General features: G+C 32.0%; 19 protein-coding genes. 16 read left to right on the plus strand and 3 right to left on the minus strand.

The genetic code is table 11. From position 1 onward, the window contains the following. Window positions 1–38: 38 nt before the first annotated feature. The 14 genes from U0D62_RS13120 to U0D62_RS13185 all read left to right on the plus strand — a co-directional run bounded on the left by U0D62_RS13120 (window position 39) and on the right by U0D62_RS13185 (window position 13,018). Window positions 39–536, plus strand: coding sequence for a hypothetical protein (locus U0D62_RS13120; protein ID WP_322287758.1), 498 nt, complete (start codon window positions 39–41; stop codon window positions 534–536). A 378-nt stretch (window positions 537–914) separates the two neighbouring features. Further along, window positions 915–2,189, plus strand: coding sequence for a metal-dependent hydrolase family protein (locus tag U0D62_RS13125; protein ID WP_322287759.1), 1,275 nt, complete (start codon window positions 915–917; stop codon window positions 2,187–2,189). A gap of 10 nt (window positions 2,190–2,199) precedes the next feature. Beyond that, on the plus strand, window positions 2,200–2,667 hold the full coding sequence (locus U0D62_RS13130) for a nuclear transport factor 2 family protein (RefSeq protein ID WP_322287760.1): 468 nt from the start codon (window positions 2,200–2,202) through the stop codon (window positions 2,665–2,667). Between the two features lie 38 nt (window positions 2,668–2,705). Next, window positions 2,706–2,831: a hypothetical protein gene (locus tag U0D62_RS13135; RefSeq protein WP_322287761.1), complete on the plus strand. Its 126-nt coding sequence runs from the start codon at window positions 2,706–2,708 to the stop codon at window positions 2,829–2,831. Window positions 2,832–2,949: 118 nt separating this feature from the next. Continuing rightward, window positions 2,950–3,735, plus strand: a complete 786-nt coding sequence (locus U0D62_RS13140) for a DUF3667 domain-containing protein (protein ID WP_322287762.1) — start codon at window positions 2,950–2,952, stop codon at window positions 3,733–3,735. Between the two features lie 206 nt (window positions 3,736–3,941). Continuing rightward, window positions 3,942–4,949 carry a sensor histidine kinase gene (locus tag U0D62_RS13145; RefSeq protein WP_322287763.1) on the plus strand — a complete coding sequence of 336 codons (1,008 nt, stop codon included), beginning with the start codon at window positions 3,942–3,944 and terminating at the stop codon, window positions 4,947–4,949. Between the two features lie 16 nt (window positions 4,950–4,965). Next, the gene (locus U0D62_RS13150) at window positions 4,966–5,736 is read left to right on the plus strand and encodes a LytR/AlgR family response regulator transcription factor (RefSeq protein WP_322287764.1); all 771 of its coding nucleotides are present in this window, start codon (window positions 4,966–4,968) and stop codon (window positions 5,734–5,736) included. 131 nt (window positions 5,737–5,867) lie between these two features. After that, window positions 5,868–7,094, plus strand: a complete 1,227-nt coding sequence (locus U0D62_RS13155; RefSeq protein WP_322287765.1) for an alpha/beta hydrolase-fold protein — start codon at window positions 5,868–5,870, stop codon at window positions 7,092–7,094. A gap of 11 nt (window positions 7,095–7,105) precedes the next feature. Next, window positions 7,106–8,386, plus strand: coding sequence for an alpha/beta hydrolase-fold protein (locus U0D62_RS13160; protein ID WP_322287766.1), 1,281 nt, complete (start codon window positions 7,106–7,108; stop codon window positions 8,384–8,386). 42 nt (window positions 8,387–8,428) lie between these two features. After that, a complete protein-coding gene (locus U0D62_RS13165; protein WP_322287767.1) occupies window positions 8,429–9,694 on the plus strand; it encodes an alpha/beta hydrolase-fold protein in 1,266 nt (421 codons plus the stop codon). A gap of 45 nt (window positions 9,695–9,739) precedes the next feature. Further along, window positions 9,740–10,261: a hypothetical protein gene (locus U0D62_RS13170; protein WP_322287768.1), complete on the plus strand. Its 522-nt coding sequence runs from the start codon at window positions 9,740–9,742 to the stop codon at window positions 10,259–10,261. Between the two features lie 112 nt (window positions 10,262–10,373). Then, window positions 10,374–11,264, plus strand: a complete 891-nt coding sequence (locus tag U0D62_RS13175) for a haloalkane dehalogenase (protein WP_322287769.1) — start codon at window positions 10,374–10,376, stop codon at window positions 11,262–11,264. 165 nt (window positions 11,265–11,429) lie between these two features. Further along, entirely contained in the window at window positions 11,430–12,122 is a 693-nt protein-coding gene (locus U0D62_RS13180; protein ID WP_322287770.1) for an Ig-like domain-containing protein, read from the plus strand. Between the two features lie 20 nt (window positions 12,123–12,142). After that, window positions 12,143–13,018: a hypothetical protein gene (locus tag U0D62_RS13185; protein ID WP_322287771.1), complete on the plus strand. Its 876-nt coding sequence runs from the start codon at window positions 12,143–12,145 to the stop codon at window positions 13,016–13,018. Window positions 13,019–13,073: 55 nt separating this feature from the next. Here the strand turns inward: U0D62_RS13185 and fabD are convergent, their stop codons facing one another. Then, window positions 13,074–13,955: an ACP S-malonyltransferase gene (gene fabD / locus U0D62_RS13190; RefSeq protein ID WP_322287772.1), complete on the minus strand. Its 882-nt coding sequence runs from the start codon at window positions 13,953–13,955 to the stop codon at window positions 13,074–13,076. 178 nt (window positions 13,956–14,133) lie between these two features. Between fabD and U0D62_RS13195 the strand changes: the two genes are divergently transcribed. Next, the gene (locus U0D62_RS13195; protein WP_322287773.1) at window positions 14,134–15,906 is read left to right on the plus strand and encodes a T9SS type A sorting domain-containing protein; all 1,773 of its coding nucleotides are present in this window, start codon (window positions 14,134–14,136) and stop codon (window positions 15,904–15,906) included. On the opposite strand, the gene U0D62_RS13200 is transcribed toward U0D62_RS13195, so the two are convergent. Further along, window positions 15,903–16,754 (minus strand): fructosamine kinase family protein, encoded by an 852-nt coding sequence (locus tag U0D62_RS13200; RefSeq protein ID WP_322287774.1) that lies wholly within the window; start codon window positions 16,752–16,754, stop codon window positions 15,903–15,905. The genes U0D62_RS13195 and U0D62_RS13200 overlap by 4 nt on opposite strands. Continuing rightward, window positions 16,754–17,692, minus strand: coding sequence for a dihydrofolate reductase (locus tag U0D62_RS13205; protein ID WP_322287775.1), 939 nt, complete (start codon window positions 17,690–17,692; stop codon window positions 16,754–16,756). The genes U0D62_RS13200 and U0D62_RS13205 overlap by 1 nt, the downstream gene beginning before the upstream one ends. Before the next feature lie 79 nt (window positions 17,693–17,771). On the opposite strand from U0D62_RS13205, the gene U0D62_RS13210 reads away from it, so the two are divergent. Next, the gene (locus tag U0D62_RS13210) at window positions 17,772–18,854 is read left to right on the plus strand and encodes an aminotransferase class V-fold PLP-dependent enzyme (RefSeq protein WP_322287776.1); all 1,083 of its coding nucleotides are present in this window, start codon (window positions 17,772–17,774) and stop codon (window positions 18,852–18,854) included. The last annotated feature ends 9 nt before the right edge of the window (window positions 18,855–18,863 follow it).

The raw sequence follows: 18,863 nt of genomic DNA on the forward strand, positions 1-18,863 counted from the left end.
TATCTTTTAACCTAAAAACAATAAAAATGAAATTTAAAATGAAATCTATTATAGCAATAGTACTAGTTGCTATAGTAATCTCTTCTTGTAGTAAAGAATCAACCAGCGAAGAAGTTAACGCCGCTAATGAATACCTGGAATTAGTAGGAACTGTTGAACATCGTACTGCTAGTGAGAAAGAATTAAGTGCTCTTAAAAAACCAACAACCAGAGCAAATTGTACTTTACACGGAGATGAAGGATGTTCAGACGATTCTAGATCTGAGTTTGAACGTTATGTAAGAGAGTGTACTACCTATCCTCGTACCTGGCCTCCTTCTGGAACTGTTTCTACATATTACAAAAGTATGATCTACTATGTAGATGGAGATGGTGATATTAACCTTGATCATTACCAAGATGATCTTCAGGCTCATGTTGATCAAATAATAAGTTCTGTTGGATCGGCTGCATTCATAAGTGCTAATATTGTATTTTGGCAATGTAATGAGAGAGAAAATAACTCTTGCGTATTACAATACACGGTGTATAGATAGTATTTTCTTGAAAAAAGATCTTTAATATAATATTACGTAACAAGGCAATAACGTTTCGTAAGTAATTCAAAAAGAACAATTAGCCATTAACTTTATATTTAAAAAGTTAATGGCTAATTAGTTTTAAATCATCTTTTGTAAAACTTGATTATTACTTCTCAAAATTCATTAAAAACACTTCCTTTCTATTTCTTCTTTCAATAAAATTAGGGTTATTACAATCAAACACATCTATAGATTTTACCCATTATTAGCTTTCTATATTTCTAAAAGAAATCATAATCTACACTTCATTAACAACTATTTATTATAAATTGTTGCTTTTCTAATATTTAAAAACTCAATTTTAATTATAATAACTTTTACACCATCTCAAAAATGAAATACATATTTTCTGTGCTGCTTGCACTCATTTGCACAACTATTTTAGCACAAGACACCTATTTACATTGCGGAAAACTAATTGACACCAAAACAGGAACAGTTCTTACCGAAAAAACAATTGTTATTTCTGGAAACAAAATTACCAAGGTAGAAAACGGATATACCAAAGGAAAAAAAGATGATACTACCATCGACCTTAAAGATAAAACAGTAATGCCAGGTCTTATTGACATGCATGTACATTTAGAAGGAGAAACTAATCCTAAAGCTTATTTGAAACGTTATACGGATAATGAAGCTGATGTGGCTTTTGATGCAGTAGGTTTTGCAAAAACTACACTTATGGCGGGATTTACCACTGTTCGAGATTTGGGTGGTAGCGGTGTCAATATTGCTTTAAAAAAAGCAATTGCCAGAGGAAAAATTGATGGGCCAAGAATATTTACAGCAGGAAAATCATTGGCCACTACAGGCGGTCATGCTGATCCTACAAACGGAAGTAAAAAATCCATAATGGGAGATCCAGGACCAAAAGATGGAGTTGTAAATAGTGTAGAAGATGCAAAAAAAGCTGTTCGTCAGCGTTATAAAAACGGAGCAGATTTAATTAAGATTACAGCTACAGGTGGTGTTTTAAGTGTTGCCAAAAGCGGATCTAATCCTCAATTTACCGTAGAAGAAATTAAAGCCATTACTGAAACCGCTAAGGATTATGGTTTTCATGTAGCTGCACATGCTCATGGAGACGAAGGGATGCAACGTGCTATACTTGGAGGTGTAAAAACCATCGAGCATGGGACTTTAATGAGTGAAAAAACTATGGATCTGATGAAGCAATATGATGCATATTTGGTTCCTACGATTACAGCAGGAAAAGAAGTAACCGAAAAAGCTAAAATCGATGGATACTATCCTGCGATTATTGTACCTAAAGCGTTAGATATTGGTCCAAAAATCCAAAATACATTTAAAAAAGCTTATGATCGCGGTGTTGGTATTGCTTTTGGAACAGATGCTGGAGTATTTATGCATGGACAAAATGGAAAAGAGTTTGGTTTCATGGTTGAAGCAGGAATGCCTGCAATAGCAGCTATACAAAGTGCTACAACAACAAATGCCAAAATCCTGAATATGCAAGATCAATTAGGTCAAATCGCTCCTGGTTTTCTAGCGGATATTGTTGCTGTAAATGATGATCCAACAAAAAAGATTGATACTATGGAAAATATAGTTTTTGTAATGAAAGAAGGAAAAGTTTATAAAAATTAAAATCTAACCCATGAAAAAGTCATTTACAACCTTGATTATTATAATCTTGTTTTGTTTTAAAGCATTTATTGTTAAAGGGCAAGAAGCCAATCAGTCGCATAAAGATTCGCTTAAAATGATTGTAAATGAATACTATAAATTGAATATAAAAGTATTTCAATCAAATTCTACAGTAGATGATATTGATAATATTTTTAAGCTTTTTTCTGAAGATTTCACCTACGTGCATCCAAAATATGGAGGAGTTTACACTCGAAAAAAATTATACGAGGGATACGTAAGAAATCAAAAAAACGGTGGCTATAATGGCAGTGTGGCTGACATTAAAATTGTCAACACAATCCTGGGATTAAATGCAGTCGTTGTAGAAAAAAAATTCATTAGTAAAACAGATACAGGAACTGAAGCTGGTAAGCCTCAAATGACTTTATTCGAATTTAAAGAAGGTAAAATTTTTAAAATCTTTGAATATTGGTAGTTATTGAATAAATATCTAATCCAAAGGAATTAGGCGATATGGTTAAAACAGGAGCTCCAGCAATGGCGGTCGTACAAAGCACTACCATAATGAATTCCAAAATTTTAAATATACAAGATCAATTAGGTCAAATAGCACTAGGTTTTCTAGCTGATATGGTTTGATGTAAACGATGATCCAATAAAAAAACTGACAGTTTTTGTGATAAAAGAAACTAAGAGCTATAAATAATAAACTTCTAAATCCTATATCTTTGAAAAATATTATTAGTATTTATATCAAATGGAAGGATCTAATCCGTGTAAGAACTGTGGTACTGTAGTACAACAAAAATTTTGTCAACATTGCGGCCAAAAAGTAATTCATTATAGATGGACCTTAAAGAAATTATCTAAATCTTTTGTGAATGCTATATTTAACCTTGAAAAGGGTTTTTTCTATACATTTAAGTCATTGACTATCTCTCCTGGAAAAGTAATAAATAATTATCTAGATGGTAATACCGTTAAATACACAAATCCTTTTAGATATGCTCTAATTGCCATAGCAATCAGCACTTTTTTTATATTATACCTTGGCATTTGGAAATTACAAATAGATCAAACGATCGAAAACTACAAGATGCTTGGGGTTATAAAATCTGAGGCAGAAGAAGTTAAATTGGAAGATTCTATGAAATTCGTAACTAAGTTTATGAATATTATCCCTTTCCTAATAATTCCTTTTATGTCATTAAGTTCTATATTGTTTTTACAGAAAAGAGCATTACATTATGCAGAACACCTTATACTCAATACTTTTATGATTGGGCAGTCAACATTATACGGGATCGTATCATTATTCATCATATATCTGTTTCCTGAATATGTAGCTTGGCTGTATTTAATAGGCCTCCTAATTGCCGCATTGGTATATAGTCATATATTTCAAGGTATGTTTAACAAAGGGTATATCAAAGGTTTAATACAAGGCTTTTTTATTTATATAACTGGTTTTGCTTTTTTTCTATTAACAATTGGAGTAGTTACCTTTATTGTCGGAATTCTAATATCTATAGTTTTGAGATGAGTTAATAATCAACTTGAATGCAAAGCATACATATCTTTTAACACTGTTATATAAGAAGTATCTGGTAAAAGAATTCAAAAAAACTTTTCCTTTTTATCATAGAATAATTATTTGCTTATTAGTGAAGTAAATTAACTTCGATTAAAAAAAGAGAATTACCTCAGGAATAAAAGTCCAGAAATATTAAAACAATATCTTTATACGCCATGATGTATCTCAAACTTAATAAATCTGATTACCGTCTTCTTATTATTTATCTGGCCATAGTTACACTATGGGACATTGCTCATTTTTCTATTTTAGGTAGACCCTTATTTAAGTATTTAATAGATATTCCTCTTCTTTGGATAAAGACAATTGTTCTAATAATTCTTTTTAGATATCTGATCATTGAGTTATTGGTTAAAAATAAAAAGTATTTACTATTTTTCTTCACGGCATTAGGTAGTGTGATTTTAGTAGGATTTGGATCTCTTCTCCTAGAGTTCTGGTCAGGAGGAAATCCTTTAAAAATATCAGACCTGAGTAAAAAATTAATTTTTAAAAGTTATTATAACTCCGCAGTAGATCTAGCGCTGCCATTGGGATTATTATTAGGAAAGAAGTATTACGAAAACTTTATAAAAGTAAATCAGATTGCCAAAGAACAGAAAGAAATGCAACTCAAATTATTAAGGACACAATTTGATCCGCATTTTTTATTTAATAGCCTTAATACATTAGATGCTTTAATTGACATTTCTCCGGAAAAGGCAAAAATCTATATTTCTCGACTGGCATCATTATATCGACATATCACTCAAACCAAGGATCAAGAAGTCGTACCGCTAGAAGAAGAAATTAAATTAGCTGAAAATTATTTCTTTCTTATCGAAACTCGATTTGGTCATTCTTACGAATTTATTTTACACAAAAACGAACAACCTAAAGACAAATATTTACCAACAGGAGCTTTACAAACGGTTATTGAAAATGTAGTAAAACATAACAAACCAAAAAATGACCAGGTAATCAAAACAGAGATAACAATTCTTGATGATATAATTAAAGTCAAAAACAACAAATCTATTATTATAACAAATAATTATTCTTCTGGAACTGGATTACAAAACATAAAAAAACGCTATATACTTCTTTCTAATAAGGAGGTTACTATTGAAGAAAGCAAAAATTATTTTGCAATAACATTACCTCTATTAACATTAGAACAATAATTAAACAAAGAGTTTTATGAATATTCTAATTCTTGAAGATGAAATTCCGGCATATGAAAAACTAGTCCTCTATATTCAAGAATATTATTCTTCTCAAGTCACGTATGATTGGTCCAGATCCATCGGTAACGCAAAGCAATTATTGATTCAAAATCAATATGACTTTATTCTTTCTGATATCCAATTACTTGATGGCTTAGCTTTTGATTTATTTGATCAGATAAACTTATCATCGCCTATTATTTTTTGTACCGCCTATGACACTTTTCTTCTAGATGCTTTTAAAGCTAATGGCATCGCATACATCTTAAAACCGTATTCAAAGGGGGAATTATCAGAAGCCTTGTGTAAATACGAGACTCTTATCGCTTCTTCAAGAAGCGCCTTTCAAACAAACAATGAAGTTTTTAAAGACCTAAAAGAGTTAATCACCTCCGAAAAAAAACAATTCTTAAATCGTTTTGTAGTAAAAAAAGGAAATGGCATCAAACTAATAGATGTTGATACTATAAGTCTGATAGAGGCTTGTGGTGATTTTTGTAAAATCACAGATAAAAATGGTAACACACATAGTATTTCGCAAAGTATCGGAATTCTTGAAGATCAGTTGACCCCTAAATCGTTTTTTAGAATTAACAGAAGTCAAATTATAAACATACAGCACATAACCGCTATGGATACACATAGTAAAAATAGACTTCTAATTATTCTTACCGGAATTGGTCAAGGAGTTGTTACTAGTTCTTCTAAAACTTCTGAATTCAGAAAATGGGTGCAATTTTCATAAGAAACTTTCTACAATCACTCATCGGTAAAAAAAAACCTTTTAATCATTATTTATCCTCATTCATCAGTATTTGATGATTCCTCTTTTGACTGCAAACTATATTTATACATCACTTTATTGCAGGCATCAAAATGAAAAACTACATTTTTATCCTCTTCTTATGTACTTTACAAATGTGGGGGCAACATAGCAACAACAACCGTATTGATACAGTCAAAATAAACTCCAAATTCTTAAACGAAGTAAGAGAAGTAAAAATAGTACTCCCTTACGATTATGATAAGTCAACAAAATCTTACCCAATCATTGTTGTACTAGACGATCAACTTATATTCTCAACAATGACTGCAATAGTTAACCATCTCAGTGCAACCTCGAGAATGCCAGAATCAATTATTGTAACTATTCCTAAAGGAAAACAGCATCGTAGTTATTACGCTCCTAACCTATATAGCTATAGTAAACAAAGAAATTATAATTACGGAAATCATCAGGAAGAACTCAGCGCATTTTTGGAAAAAGAATTGATCCCCATTTTAACTACTAAGTATCGTACGGCAAACTTCAGAACTATCGTGGGATTCTCACCTTCTTCAGTATTTACCTTGGATCTTTTTTGTGAAAACAGAAAATTATTTCAAGCATATATAGCTCTGGCATCTGGTAATATTATTGGAGATGGTTATACAAAAGATAAAAACTTTATTCACATTATTGAAAACTCCTTAACCTCTTCACTTTCTAACAAAACATATTTATATGTTGTTTCTGGAGGTCGGGATTTGATCAGTAATCCTAATATTAAAAACAATATTGCTTCTTTTAATCAAAAAATATCAAAAGGTTCAATCTCCAATTTGAGTGCCAAAGGAGAAATAATCCATGGTGAAGGCCATACAGATGTTTTACTTCCCGGAATCATTTCTGCTTTTGACCTCATTTATCCAAAAGAGCAATGGATTGTTGATTATGTTGAGACCATCAACAAAGAAGGAAACGCAAAAGAAAATATAGATGCTTTTTACAATAATTTATCTCAACAATATGGTTTTAAGATATACCCTAATATGAATCGGTTATATAGCATGAACTGTATTAAAAATATTGGGCGTCGACTTTTAAAACAAGGTAGAGTAAGCGAAGCCATTGAATTGTTCCAATACTGGGTAAAACTTTATCCACACTCTTCTAATGCTCACGCATATCTCGGACTCTCTCTAAAAGTTGCACAAAAATTTACAGAATCTATAAAATCATATAAAAAAGCTATTGAAATCTCAGAACGAGAATCTAATCCTGAAACATCTAAATACAAAGAATCTTTAAACGAATTAAAAACTAGTATTAACAAAAGATAAATACCAGATCAATGAAATTACATTCTTACCTAATCACAAGCTTCATTTTCTTACTTTCTATATTTTATGGAAAGGCACAACAATCAGATAAATCATTTTTATCTGCGGTTTCTTCTTCTCCTACAACCTATGCCCAAAAAATTTCTTTTCATTCTAAAATCTTAAATGAAGATAGAAAAATGAATATCTATCTTCCAGAAAGTTTTTATACTGCCTCAGAAGATCATACATATCCCGTGATTTTAATAAGTGGAAGTCACGGCAATAAATTTTTTTTAACCATATCTGGTGTTATTGAACACTTAAGTTATGTTAATCGAATGCCCGAAGCTATTGTTATAAGCTTTGAAGAAGAAACACATTATGCTCCTAATGTATATACTAATGGTATGTGGTCTAGTCGAGAAACCATAGAGTTTAACGCAGATCCTACAAAGTTTATACGACACCTTAAGGAAGAATTGTTCCCTTATTTAAAACAACAATATCGAGCAGCTGATTATCGCATAATTGTAGGGGTTTCTGGAAGCAGTGTATTTCCATTACACACATTTGCACAAGCTCCCGATCTCTTTCAGGCTCATATTACAGTAGCGAGTGCAGATATGATTGGTATGGGATACAACCCTGGTGAAACATTCATCGACGCCTTTGAAGAAGTCTTCATTAATAATCCTAACCGTAAAGCTCAATTCTATCTGGCAGTAGCAGAAGATGATGTTAAAAAAAATGATACCTATTTAAAAAACATGGATAAACTAAAAGGGAAACTAACTCCATTTTTATCTAAAAGTTTAAAATTAAAAATAGAAGTTATTCCCGATGAAGGTCATTATGATTGTATTATCAAAGCCATGCTTTCTTCTATGGAAATGATTTTTCCTAAAGACAAGTGGTCTCTAAAATTTCGTGAAATCATTAAGGAACCAGGAAATGCCCTAGAAAACATAGATGCCTATCATCAAAACCTCTCTAAAATATATGGTTTCCCAATCCTACCGAAAGCAGAACGATGGAACAATGTAAATTGCCTGAGATTCATAGGTGGTAAGCTATTGCGAGACGGAAGAATCAAAGAATCTATTCAGGTTTTTAAACGAAGAGTAAAATACCGCCCCAATTCTCCCTGGGCGTATCAAAGTTTATCAGAAGCATTAGAAACCAACAATCAACTTAAAGAAGCATTAACCGCGCAGGAAAAAGCATTACAACTAGCTAAGACATATAACAAAGATCAGATCACTGATTATAAAAATCGTATAAAAAAAATCCAACAAAAGCTTGGTAAGTAATTATATCCGAGTCAGCATACTAACATTTAGTTTATACATCTTATGAAAGTCAAAATCTTTTTTTCAGCTTGTCTATTATTGAGTCTTATCTATACCGGATATTCACAAATTAAGATTCAAGATAATACGGTAGGAAAAAACATTATCATTCCTTCCAAAGTATTAAATCAAGATCGAAAAATTCAAATTTTATTACCCAAGGATTATAATAAAACTTCAAAAGGATATCCTGTGATATATATTTTAGATGGGCAACGACTTTTTCATCATGCAATAAGTATATCACAATCCTTCAAACAATTTAAATTAACTCCGGATTTCATAATTGTAGGCATCAATAATACTTATCCTGACCGGTTTGGACATTTTAGTACAGGAACTGCTTCTTTTTTAAACTTCATATCAAATGAAGTAATTCCGTTTGTTGATCAAAAATATAATACTTCGCAAGAACGTTTATTATTTGGATGGGAATACGGCGGTGGATTTGTGATAGAAGCTATGACAAAAAAACTCAAACTATTTAAGGGATATATAGCCGCCAGTCCTTTTCCTATACAAGTATCAAACTTACCTGTATCCACAAGAAGAGTAAAAAGATTAGATAGTATCTTAGAGAACCATCCTAACTCCTTTCTCTATTTTACGTCTGCTATCAATGAAGGCATGGTTACAGAAGGTGCCGAATATTTGAAAAATAAACTAGAATCAAAATCTCCTAAGAACTTACGTTGGAATTACATTAAATTACAAAATGAAGAACATAGATCTACTCCTTACCACACACTCTATCATGGGGTAAAACAATATTACTATAACTATAAAGAACTTACCTTTCACAATCTAAAAGAGTATCAACAATTAGGAGGCATGGATTATGTGATCTCATATTACAAAAAGAGAGCTGAACGATTTGGTTTTTCTGAAGATATTGCACAAGGTACTATGTGGAGTTTAGTTCGAAAATCATTTGATGAAAATAACTACACCGCTTTTGACTCTTTTATTAAAGAATTTAAACCCAAAGGTTTTTTAGAAAAGTTAAGAACCAATTGGGGATGTACTTTTGCAGAGTTTTACCTTAAGCACAATCAACCCGAAAAAGCAAAGGTTTTATATGACATATACATTCATAAATCACCTAATTCTGCAAGGTCATTAAATGGCATGGGTGATGTATATCGAGAATTAAAACATAAAGAAAAAGCTACTATTTATTATAAAAAAGCAATCAAACTTGCCAAAGAAAACGCTGATTGGAGGTTAGAAGAATATAAAAAAGACTTAGAAGATCTAGATAAAAAATAAATTAGCAACTATCTTAGCTATTATCGAAACGTTAATTGCTATCATATGAACTCTCGAATTATAATCTCAATAAGTATATTTCTATTTATTACACAAATATCATCTGCACAGAAATCTGATCTGTCTATGTTCAAAAATTTGATTGGAAAAGAATGGAAAGCAGAAGGCAAATGGGGAGATGGAACCAAATTTAAACAGGAAACCATTTTTATGTTTGATCTTAATAAAACTATTGTGATTGCAAAATCCAAAGGGTTTACCAATCAAGAGCAAACACAGTATGGATGGAGAAATCACGGGATAAGAAAATATGATGCGACTACTAAAACTTTTAAGTTTTGGGAATTTGATGTTTTTGGAGGTGTTACTAAAGGTGAAATTAAATTTGAAGGAAAAAACCTTATCTATCAATATCAATATGGTAAATCATTAGTTACCGATATGTGGGAATATGTAGATGACAACACCTATAACTTTAAAGTAGGAGATTACACTGACGGCAAGTGGAAACAAGTATATCTGGAAACTCAATTCAAAGCCGCTAAAACTGCAAATAACGGCAGGTAAGATATTTTTAATGGATTTAGGTCTATTACGACTAACAGTACAGTAACGTGTTGAATTATTTATTATGAATTCAATTTAGGTTAATACAATCATAAACCACAAACTCAAAACTATGGAGATCGTAAAACCAGACCTCAGTCGTTTCAAAAACATTAAAGATTTTCCGTATGAAGAAAACTTTATAGAATTTGAAAATCTTCAAATGCATTATATTGATGAAGGACAAGGAGAAGTTATTCTTGCACTTCACGGAGAACCAACCTGGTCTTATTTATACAGAAAATTCATTCCTACATTAAAAAACTATCGATTTATTGCTCCAGATCTTATAGGATTCGGAAAATCTGACAAAATTGTAGGATGGAAAAACTATACTTTTGATCTCCATTTTAGATCATTAGAACATTTCATTCAAAAATTAGATCTTAAAGATATTACTCTTGTAGTTCAGGATTGGGGAGGAATGCTAGGATTAAGCTTACTGGCAGAATACCCAGAACGCTTTAAAAGAGTAGTGATATTAAATACGTTTTTACCGGTAGGTAAAAAAATGTCGTTGTTTTTTAAAATCTGGAGAATGTATGCCAAATATCACCCTTCTTTATCTATTAGTACAATCTTAAAAAAAGGCTCGTATCAAAAATTATCTTCTGATGTTCTAGATGCCTATTGCGCTCCTTTTCCGAACAGGAAACACAAAGGAGGTGCTGTTGCTTTTCCCCTATTGGTTCCTGCCAACCCTAGCGATCCAGCAGTAAGACCTATACAAAAAGCAAGAGATGTACTCTCTACCTGGAACAAACCAGCTTTGGTTCTTTTTTCTGATAAGGACAAAATTTTAGGAGGACTTGAAAAATTCTTTTATCGCTTAATTCCCTCTACCAAAGAGCAGCAAAAAATTATTATTAAAGATGCCGGGCACTTTCTACAAGAAGAGAAAGGAGAAGAAATAGCTCAATATATTAATAAATTTATGCAAGGCGAATTAGTAATTAAAAAATAATACTTGTTTTAGTTTTCATTCATATTCCTCCATTAATTTGTAAGTAGTTATACTATATAACGACCTAAAAATCAAATTGAAAAAACACCATCATCTGATTAATCATATCTTAATCAGACGTAAAATTATCTTTAAAGAACGCTCTTTTTTATCAAAAACTAACCAATGAAAAAAGCCATTCACCCCCTTTTATTGAGTGTTATCTTTGCCTGCGCTATTTCCTGCATTGGAGAAGATATCATAGATGACCAAGTCGATCCTGTTCTAAGAATTAATAATCCTCTAGAATCTCTAGCAATAGGAGAAACTCATCAATTTGAAGCTACTTATCTCAACAATATCGGGCAAGAAGAAAATGTTGATCTTATCTGGTCTAGTTCTGATGAAGCCATAATAAGCATAGATGCGATGGGATTGGCTTCAGCTTTAGAAGAAGGAGAAGCTATCATTACAGTTTCTACACTTGATAACTCAATAACTAGTGTTGCTAATAGTACACTACAAATTACAGATGAAACTATTGTTGATAATCAATCCAGAACAGGAACAATTATAACCACTAGCAGCTATACACTTACCGGTGAATTCGTCCTTGAAAACATCCCTAACGAAGATATTATACGTCTCTCTATATCTGATAATTATGCTGCTTCATCATCATTACCAGGATTGTATGTATATTTTACTAACAACCCTAACACCATTAACGGAGCTTATGAAATAGGCCCTGTTACTGTCTTCAATGGAGCTCATACATTTGACATCAGCAACCAGGATGTTCAACTAAACCAATACAGTTACTTATTATATTGGTGCAAACCTTTTTCTGTAAAAGTAGGAGAAGGAAAAATCAATTAATCATACTACCACCAAAGATTATGAAATTAAAGAATTTAGCTTTTGTCTCAATATTACTTTTAAGTATATCGACAACAACCGGACAATGGTCTAAAGGCAAAAAAAATGGATATTATAAATTATCAGCCTGGTCATTGGTTTCTGATCAACATTATACTGATACCGGAAATATAGATCCCAATGCAACACGCGGTTTTTTTAATCTCAATTTTTATGGTGAATATGGAATCACCGATAAGTTGGACATAATTGCTTATGTTCCTTTTTTCTCCAGGACCTATCAAAATGATCAGATTTCTGGTACCACAGGAGAAGTAATACAACAAGGAGAAGATCTCAATGGTATTGGAGATAGTGATATATCAATAAGATATGGAATACTACAGAAAAATAACTTTGCAATAGCTACAACATTAAAATTAGGTCTTCCTATTGGCAATGATTCTGGAGGTTCGGATGGAAGTTTTCAAACAGGAGATGGAGAATTTAATCAACATATACAACTAGATTTTGGTATACCATTTACTATAAAGAAAACTCCTCTTTATGCAAAAACTTATTTTGGCTATAATAACCGAACTCAAGATTTTTCTGATGAACTACATTTTGGTGGTGAGACTGGTATTTCTTTTTGGAATAAAAAAATATGGCTAATAGGACGGTTAAATGCCGTACAATCCCTTCAAAACGGGGACAAATCAGCTCAAAATGCACAAGGAAGTATTTTTGCCAATAATATTGAGTATACCAGTGTGGGAGGTGAAATAGCTTATTACATTACCAAAAAATTCGGAATATCTTTTACGTATACTTCTACAATAAGTGGTCGTATAATTTATGCTAATCCTTCTATCTCTGGAGGTATTTTTCTGAATATTAAAAAGCAATCAAAATAAAAAACACCTCAAAAAAAATATTTTGAGGTGTTTTATTTATACTATTTTATTCCTTCTAAATCGAAGCAGAAATCGTTTCCATAGAACGATCTACTTTTTTCACTAATCCAGAAAGTACTTTTCCTGGTCCAACTTCGGTAAAAGATGTAGCTCCATCTTTCATCATATTTTTCACACTTTGTGTCCATTTAACTGGTGCAGTCAATTGGGCAATCAAATTCTTTTTAATCTCTTCAGGATCAGTAATTGCCGTTGTTGTTACATTTTGATATATAGGACATGTAGGAGTATTAAATTTTGTAGCCTCAATTGCAGCTGCCAGTTCTTCTCTGGCTGGTTCCATCAATGGAGAGTGAAATGCTCCCCCTACTGGTAACACTAATGCTCTACGAGCACCTTTTTCTTTTAATACTTCGCAAGCTTTTTCTATAGCTTCTACTTCTCCAGAAATAACCAGTTGTCCCGGGCAATTATAATTTGCAGCAACTACAATTCCTTCGATTTCTTTACAAGTTTCTTCTACTACTTCATCTTCTAATCCTAGCACCGCTGCCATTGTTGAAGGTTGTAATTCACAAGCTTTTTGCATAGCCAAAGCTCTTTTAGACACCAATTGTAAAGCATCTTCAAATTCTAATGTCCCGTTGGCGACTAAAGCAGAAAACTCTCCTAGTGAATGGCCAGCAACCATGTCTGGTTTAAAACTATCACCTAATACTTTACTTAAAATTACTGAATGTAAAAATATGGCTGGTTGTGTTACTTTGGTTTCTTTTAATTCCTCAGCAGAACCTTCAAACATAATTTTAGTAATCTCAAAACCCAGAATATCATTGGCTTTATGAAATAATTCTTTTGCTAATTCTGAATTTTCATATAGATCAAGACCCATTCCTGAAAACTGAGCTCCTTGACCTGGAAATACATATGCATTCATGTACTATGTGTTTAAAATTTTGACAAAAGTAAGTATAAAGCTTAATAGTTAGATAAAGTTGGTGATTAGATTTTTGTAAGTTCTAGACATCTTCATATTCTTAATATACTTTTTTCACTGAAAATAGGGTGTTCTAGATAACAAACAAAGTATATTTTTGCTGTCAAAATATAGAATCATGAAGATTTATTTGTTTACTCTATTAAGCATTTTAACTTTTTTTACTCAGGCACAAACAACTTTTACTTATACTGGAACCGGAGATTGGACCGATCAAGGCAATTGGAGCCCTAGTTATCCAGGCACAACGATTAATGCACAAGATGAAGTAATCATAAGTGCTGGAGCAGATGTAGCACTTATTGTCGTAACTATTAATGGAACACTTACTAATAACGGAACTTTAGAAAGTCGTTCTACCTTTACAAATAACGGAACGATTATAAATGAAGGATTAATTACCAATAGATCGTTCTTTACCAATGAAGGGACCATAACAAATAATGGACAGTGGAATAACAGTTCGATTTTTATCAATAATTCGATGTTAACGAATAATGGTACTTTTCAAAACAACGCATTCTTATATGGAGATAATACCACACATACCAATGATTTTAACTTGTCACAGCTTTTCAGCCCAGGAAATAGTGCTTCTCCTGATGTAGGCACTTATGTTTTTGATAGTAATGCTACATTTCTTTCCAGCGCAAATGTTACAGCTGATATCAGAAGTGTTTCTGAAGTAGATCTGGTTCAGGTTGCTAGTACAGCTACACTATCCGGAACTTTAAATGTGAACTTGTTAGATAGTTACGATCCTGTAATAGGAACTACTTATACCATATTGACGGCAAATAGTGTAAACGGAACATTTAATACAATTAATTATCCAACTTTAGTTGGGAACAAAGCATTCGAAATAAGTTATACAGCAACTAGTGTTATTTTAACAGTAGTCCGTACTCCATTTGTATATACCGGAACTGGAGATTGGACCGATCAAGGTAATTGGAGTCCTAGTTATCCAGGCACAACGATTAATGCACAAGATGAAGTAATCATAAGTGCTGGAGCAGATGTAGCACTTATTGTCGTAACTATTAATGGAACACTTACTAATAACGGAACTTTAGAAAGTCGTTCTACCTTTACAAATAACGGAACGATTACAAATGAGGGATTAATTACCAATAGATCGTTCTTTACCAATGAAGGGAACATAACAAATAATGGACAGTGGAATAACAGTTCGATTTTTATCAATAATTCGATGTTAACCAATAATGGTACTTTTCAAAACAACGCATTCTTATATGGAGATAATACCACACATACCAATGATTTTAACTTGTCACAGCTTTTCAGCCCAGGAAATAGTGCTTCTCCTGATGTAGGCACTTATGTTTTTGATAGTAATGCTACATTTCTTTCCAGCGCAAATGTTACAACTGATATCAGAAGTATTTCTGAAGTAGATCTGGTTCAGGTTGCTAGTACAGCTACACTATCCGGAACTTTAAATGTGAACTTGTTAGATAGTTACGATCCTGCAATAGGAACTACTTATACCATATTGACTGCAAATAGTATAAGCGGAACATTCAATACAATTAATTATCCTGATTTAGGGGTAGATAAAGAATTTCAAATCACCTATAACTCTAATTCTGTAGTAGTTGAAGTGGTAGATAGCCATGTATTGAATGTTGATGATCTGGATACCACCAATCAAGTAAAAATTATTATGTATCCTAATCCAACAACAAATACTCTTCATATTGATGGCCTCCATACATCAGAAAAAATAGCAATATATTCTATGTTAGGTGCAAAATTGTTAGAATCAGTTGTAAGTCCTTCAGAAAATAAAATTATGGTAAACACTCTAAGTAAAGGATCTTATTTTTTATCTATTGGGAACGCTAATTATAGATTTGCAAAAAATTAAGAATATTGATTTACTATACTTCTTACTCGATCATAATATGATCTACCAAATAAATTAAGATGCACTAATAAATAATATAATTGCCACAGAGTAAGACGTTCTTTCCAATTATGACTCAGCGGGAAAGCTTCATTGTATATATCGAACAAGGTTGTATCAAAACCTCCAAACAGATACATCATTGCAATATCCATTTCTCTGGGAGCATAACTAACAGCTGGATCGATCAAACAGGGTAACCCTCTATGATCTATCATAAAATTACCGCTCCATAAATCTCCATGAATTAAGCTTGAAGGTTCTTGCGGGATTTTATTTTCTATAGTTCTATAAAAACGATCTAAATTAGAGAATGAAAATCCTTTATTGATAGCAAGTTTAAATTGCGGTTCTAATCGTTGGAGTATATAAAATTCTGATGCAGAAACACAGCGGTCATTAAATTGAGGCAAACTTCCAATATAGTTATCGTTTTCAAAACCAAAATAAACTTCGCTTTGTTGATGCAACTCTGCAAGTTGTTTTCCGAATATTTCCCAGAAATCATCAACTTTTCTGTTAGAGTCAATATATTGCATCATCAAAAAAGATGTGCCATCAATTTCGTCAATATGCAAAACTTCAGGAATTGTAAAAGTATTTGACTTTTTTAATGTTTCAAGTCCTTTGGCCTCTGCCTGAAACATTCCAGGAAAAATGGAAGCATCGTTGATCTTGATAACGACTTCATCTTTTTTAGTAGTCAAAAGATAAACCTCATTAATATCTCCTCCGGATAAAGGTTTTACAGATAAGATTTTTTCATAAAGAAGTTCTTCAAAATAAGGTATAAGTTCTTTAGAGAACATTATTTTCTTTTATACGTCAAATATGTAAATGCATATTGGTGACGTTCATCTTTATCATGAAATTCTTCCTTGATCAACTCCCAATCTTTTAGATCAATTTCTGGGAAAAAGGCATCAGCTTCAAACTCCCCATGAACTCTTGTTAACTCTATACAGTCAGAATGATTCATTCCCATTTCATAAATCTCTCCTCCTCCTATAATAAAAGGTTGAGAATCATTCTTTACCTTGTTTAAAGCATCTTCGAGTGTATGAACTACTAATACACCTTCTGCCTGATACTCTTTATTGCGTGTGATTACAATATGCACACGATTAGGAAGTAGCTTCGGAAAAGTTTCAAAAGTTTTTCTACCCATTATAATATGATGCCCAGAAGTAAGTTTTTTAAACCTCCCAAAATCATCCGGTAAATGCCATACCAAATCATTATCCTTACCTAAAGCATTATTTTCTCCTGCTGCAGCTATCATTGTTATCATACGTTTAGGTTCTTCCATCTTTTTATTCTCTATAGGTTGCTGCTGTTTAATAAATGCTTCTTTCTTTTTTATGAGGTCTTCTTTTGGATACATAAGATCAACATCTTTTTGAATCAATGCTATTTCCTCTTTTTGTTTCGTAATCAATCGTTCCATTTGACGATCAGTCCATTCTTGCCCCATAAACTTACTAAACAACCATACATTACAAAAATGTAATACAAAGAGAAATGCCCAACAAATAATAGCAATCACATACCAATCGATTCCAAAAAAAGTAATGTCTGCACCAAAACCAAACGCCAGATTAAGTAGTGCAAAAAAAATAGCTCCTACTAAAAAAACAATAAAGTGTTGAAACAATCTTTTCTTTTGAATAACTCTTTTACGTGCATGCTCATATAACTCGCGTTGTAGCGGATCAATTTGCGGAGTTTCTTTTCTTTTTGAAAACATTTTAATAGTACCTTAGCGATGGCTGATTAATATATCCGAGTAAATATAAAGTTTTTACTAAAAAGCCCTAAAATAACTTATGAAGAATTTAAGAAAAGAATTCCCTATATTTTCCCATAACACATACCTTAACACAGCATCCTCTGGATTATTATATGATTCTCTATTAAATTTCAGACAGGAACATGATCTGGATTTTTTGATTGGCGGAAGCGTATTTAGAAATAATCAACAGGAGTTTCTTAGTGGTGTTCGTAATACAATTGCCGACTTTTTTGGAGGAAAAGAAAAGGATACAGTATTAACTCCTAACTTTTCATTAAGTTTTAATACTTTATTAAACGGAATAGATAAGGATAAAAAAATATTATTATTAGATGATGATTATCCTTCTATAAATTTTGCAGTTACTAACAAAGGGTTTGATGTATGTTATGCACAAATAGATACTTCGTTAGAACAAAATATTAAAAATGCCATAACAAAACACAAACCTGATGTTTTTGCTTTTAGCATTGTCCAATATATAAGTGGTGTTTTGATCGATTTAGATTTTTTAAAAGAATTAAAATCAGAATATCCCGATTTATTAATAATAGCTGATGCCACACAATTTTGTGGAACTACATCATTTAATTTTAATGCTTCTGGGATTGATATTTTAGGATGTAGTGGTTATAAATGGCTACTTGGTGGTTATGGCAATGGATTTATGTTGTTTAAAGAAGGTATTCTGGAAGAAATCACTTCTTATACCTATAAAAAAACTGCTTTAGAAGCTGATTATGATAGTTCATATACAAGTCTCCAGGCTCGATTTGAATGTGGTCATCTCGATACTTTTAATTTTGGAAGTCTACAATATTCTCTTAATTTTTTATCGGGAGTTGGTATATCTACTATCGAAGAAAAGCTTAACGAGCTATGTTTATATACCAAAGCTGAACTTCGTAAGTTAGATTTGCTTCAAGCAGCAGCAGCAGAACGTCAAAAGCATAGTTCTATTTTTAATATTAAAGGAAATCAAACTCTTTTTAACACACTCTTAGAACATAATATTATCACTTCATTACGCGGATCAGGAATTCGAATAAGTCTCCATTTTTATAATACTAAAGAAGACATAGATAATTTGCTTTCTATACTATATCGTTATCGTTAATATTTAATT

The sequence above is a fragment of the Aquimarina callyspongiae genome, assembly GCF_034322225.1.
Classification (GTDB): domain Bacteria; phylum Bacteroidota; class Bacteroidia; order Flavobacteriales; family Flavobacteriaceae; genus Aquimarina.

Coding starts and splice junctions, on each gene's coding strand:
- U0D62_RS13120 (WP_322287758.1), top strand. CDS start 39: ATGAAATCTATTATAGCAATAGTACTAGTTGCTATAGTAATCTCTTCT.
- U0D62_RS13125 (WP_322287759.1), top strand. CDS start 915: ATGAAATACATATTTTCTGTGCTGCTTGCACTCATTTGCACAACTATT.
- U0D62_RS13130 (WP_322287760.1), top strand. CDS start 2,200: ATGAAAAAGTCATTTACAACCTTGATTATTATAATCTTGTTTTGTTTT.
- U0D62_RS13135 (WP_322287761.1), top strand. CDS start 2,706: ATGGTTAAAACAGGAGCTCCAGCAATGGCGGTCGTACAAAGCACTACC.
- U0D62_RS13140 (WP_322287762.1), top strand. CDS start 2,950: ATGGAAGGATCTAATCCGTGTAAGAACTGTGGTACTGTAGTACAACAA.
- U0D62_RS13145 (WP_322287763.1), top strand. CDS start 3,942: ATGATGTATCTCAAACTTAATAAATCTGATTACCGTCTTCTTATTATT.
- U0D62_RS13150 (WP_322287764.1), top strand. CDS start 4,966: ATGAATATTCTAATTCTTGAAGATGAAATTCCGGCATATGAAAAACTA.
- U0D62_RS13155 (WP_322287765.1), top strand. CDS start 5,868: ATGAAAAACTACATTTTTATCCTCTTCTTATGTACTTTACAAATGTGG.
- U0D62_RS13160 (WP_322287766.1), top strand. CDS start 7,106: ATGAAATTACATTCTTACCTAATCACAAGCTTCATTTTCTTACTTTCT.
- U0D62_RS13165 (WP_322287767.1), top strand. CDS start 8,429: ATGAAAGTCAAAATCTTTTTTTCAGCTTGTCTATTATTGAGTCTTATC.
- U0D62_RS13170 (WP_322287768.1), top strand. CDS start 9,740: ATGAACTCTCGAATTATAATCTCAATAAGTATATTTCTATTTATTACA.
- U0D62_RS13175 (WP_322287769.1), top strand. CDS start 10,374: ATGGAGATCGTAAAACCAGACCTCAGTCGTTTCAAAAACATTAAAGAT.
- U0D62_RS13180 (WP_322287770.1), top strand. CDS start 11,430: ATGAAAAAAGCCATTCACCCCCTTTTATTGAGTGTTATCTTTGCCTGC.
- U0D62_RS13185 (WP_322287771.1), top strand. CDS start 12,143: ATGAAATTAAAGAATTTAGCTTTTGTCTCAATATTACTTTTAAGTATA.
- fabD (WP_322287772.1), bottom strand. CDS start 13,955: ATGAATGCATATGTATTTCCAGGTCAAGGAGCTCAGTTTTCAGGAATG.
- U0D62_RS13195 (WP_322287773.1), top strand. CDS start 14,134: ATGAAGATTTATTTGTTTACTCTATTAAGCATTTTAACTTTTTTTACT.
- U0D62_RS13200 (WP_322287774.1), bottom strand. CDS start 16,754: ATGTTCTCTAAAGAACTTATACCTTATTTTGAAGAACTTCTTTATGAA.
- U0D62_RS13205 (WP_322287775.1), bottom strand. CDS start 17,692: ATGTTTTCAAAAAGAAAAGAAACTCCGCAAATTGATCCGCTACAACGC.
- U0D62_RS13210 (WP_322287776.1), top strand. CDS start 17,772: ATGAAGAATTTAAGAAAAGAATTCCCTATATTTTCCCATAACACATAC.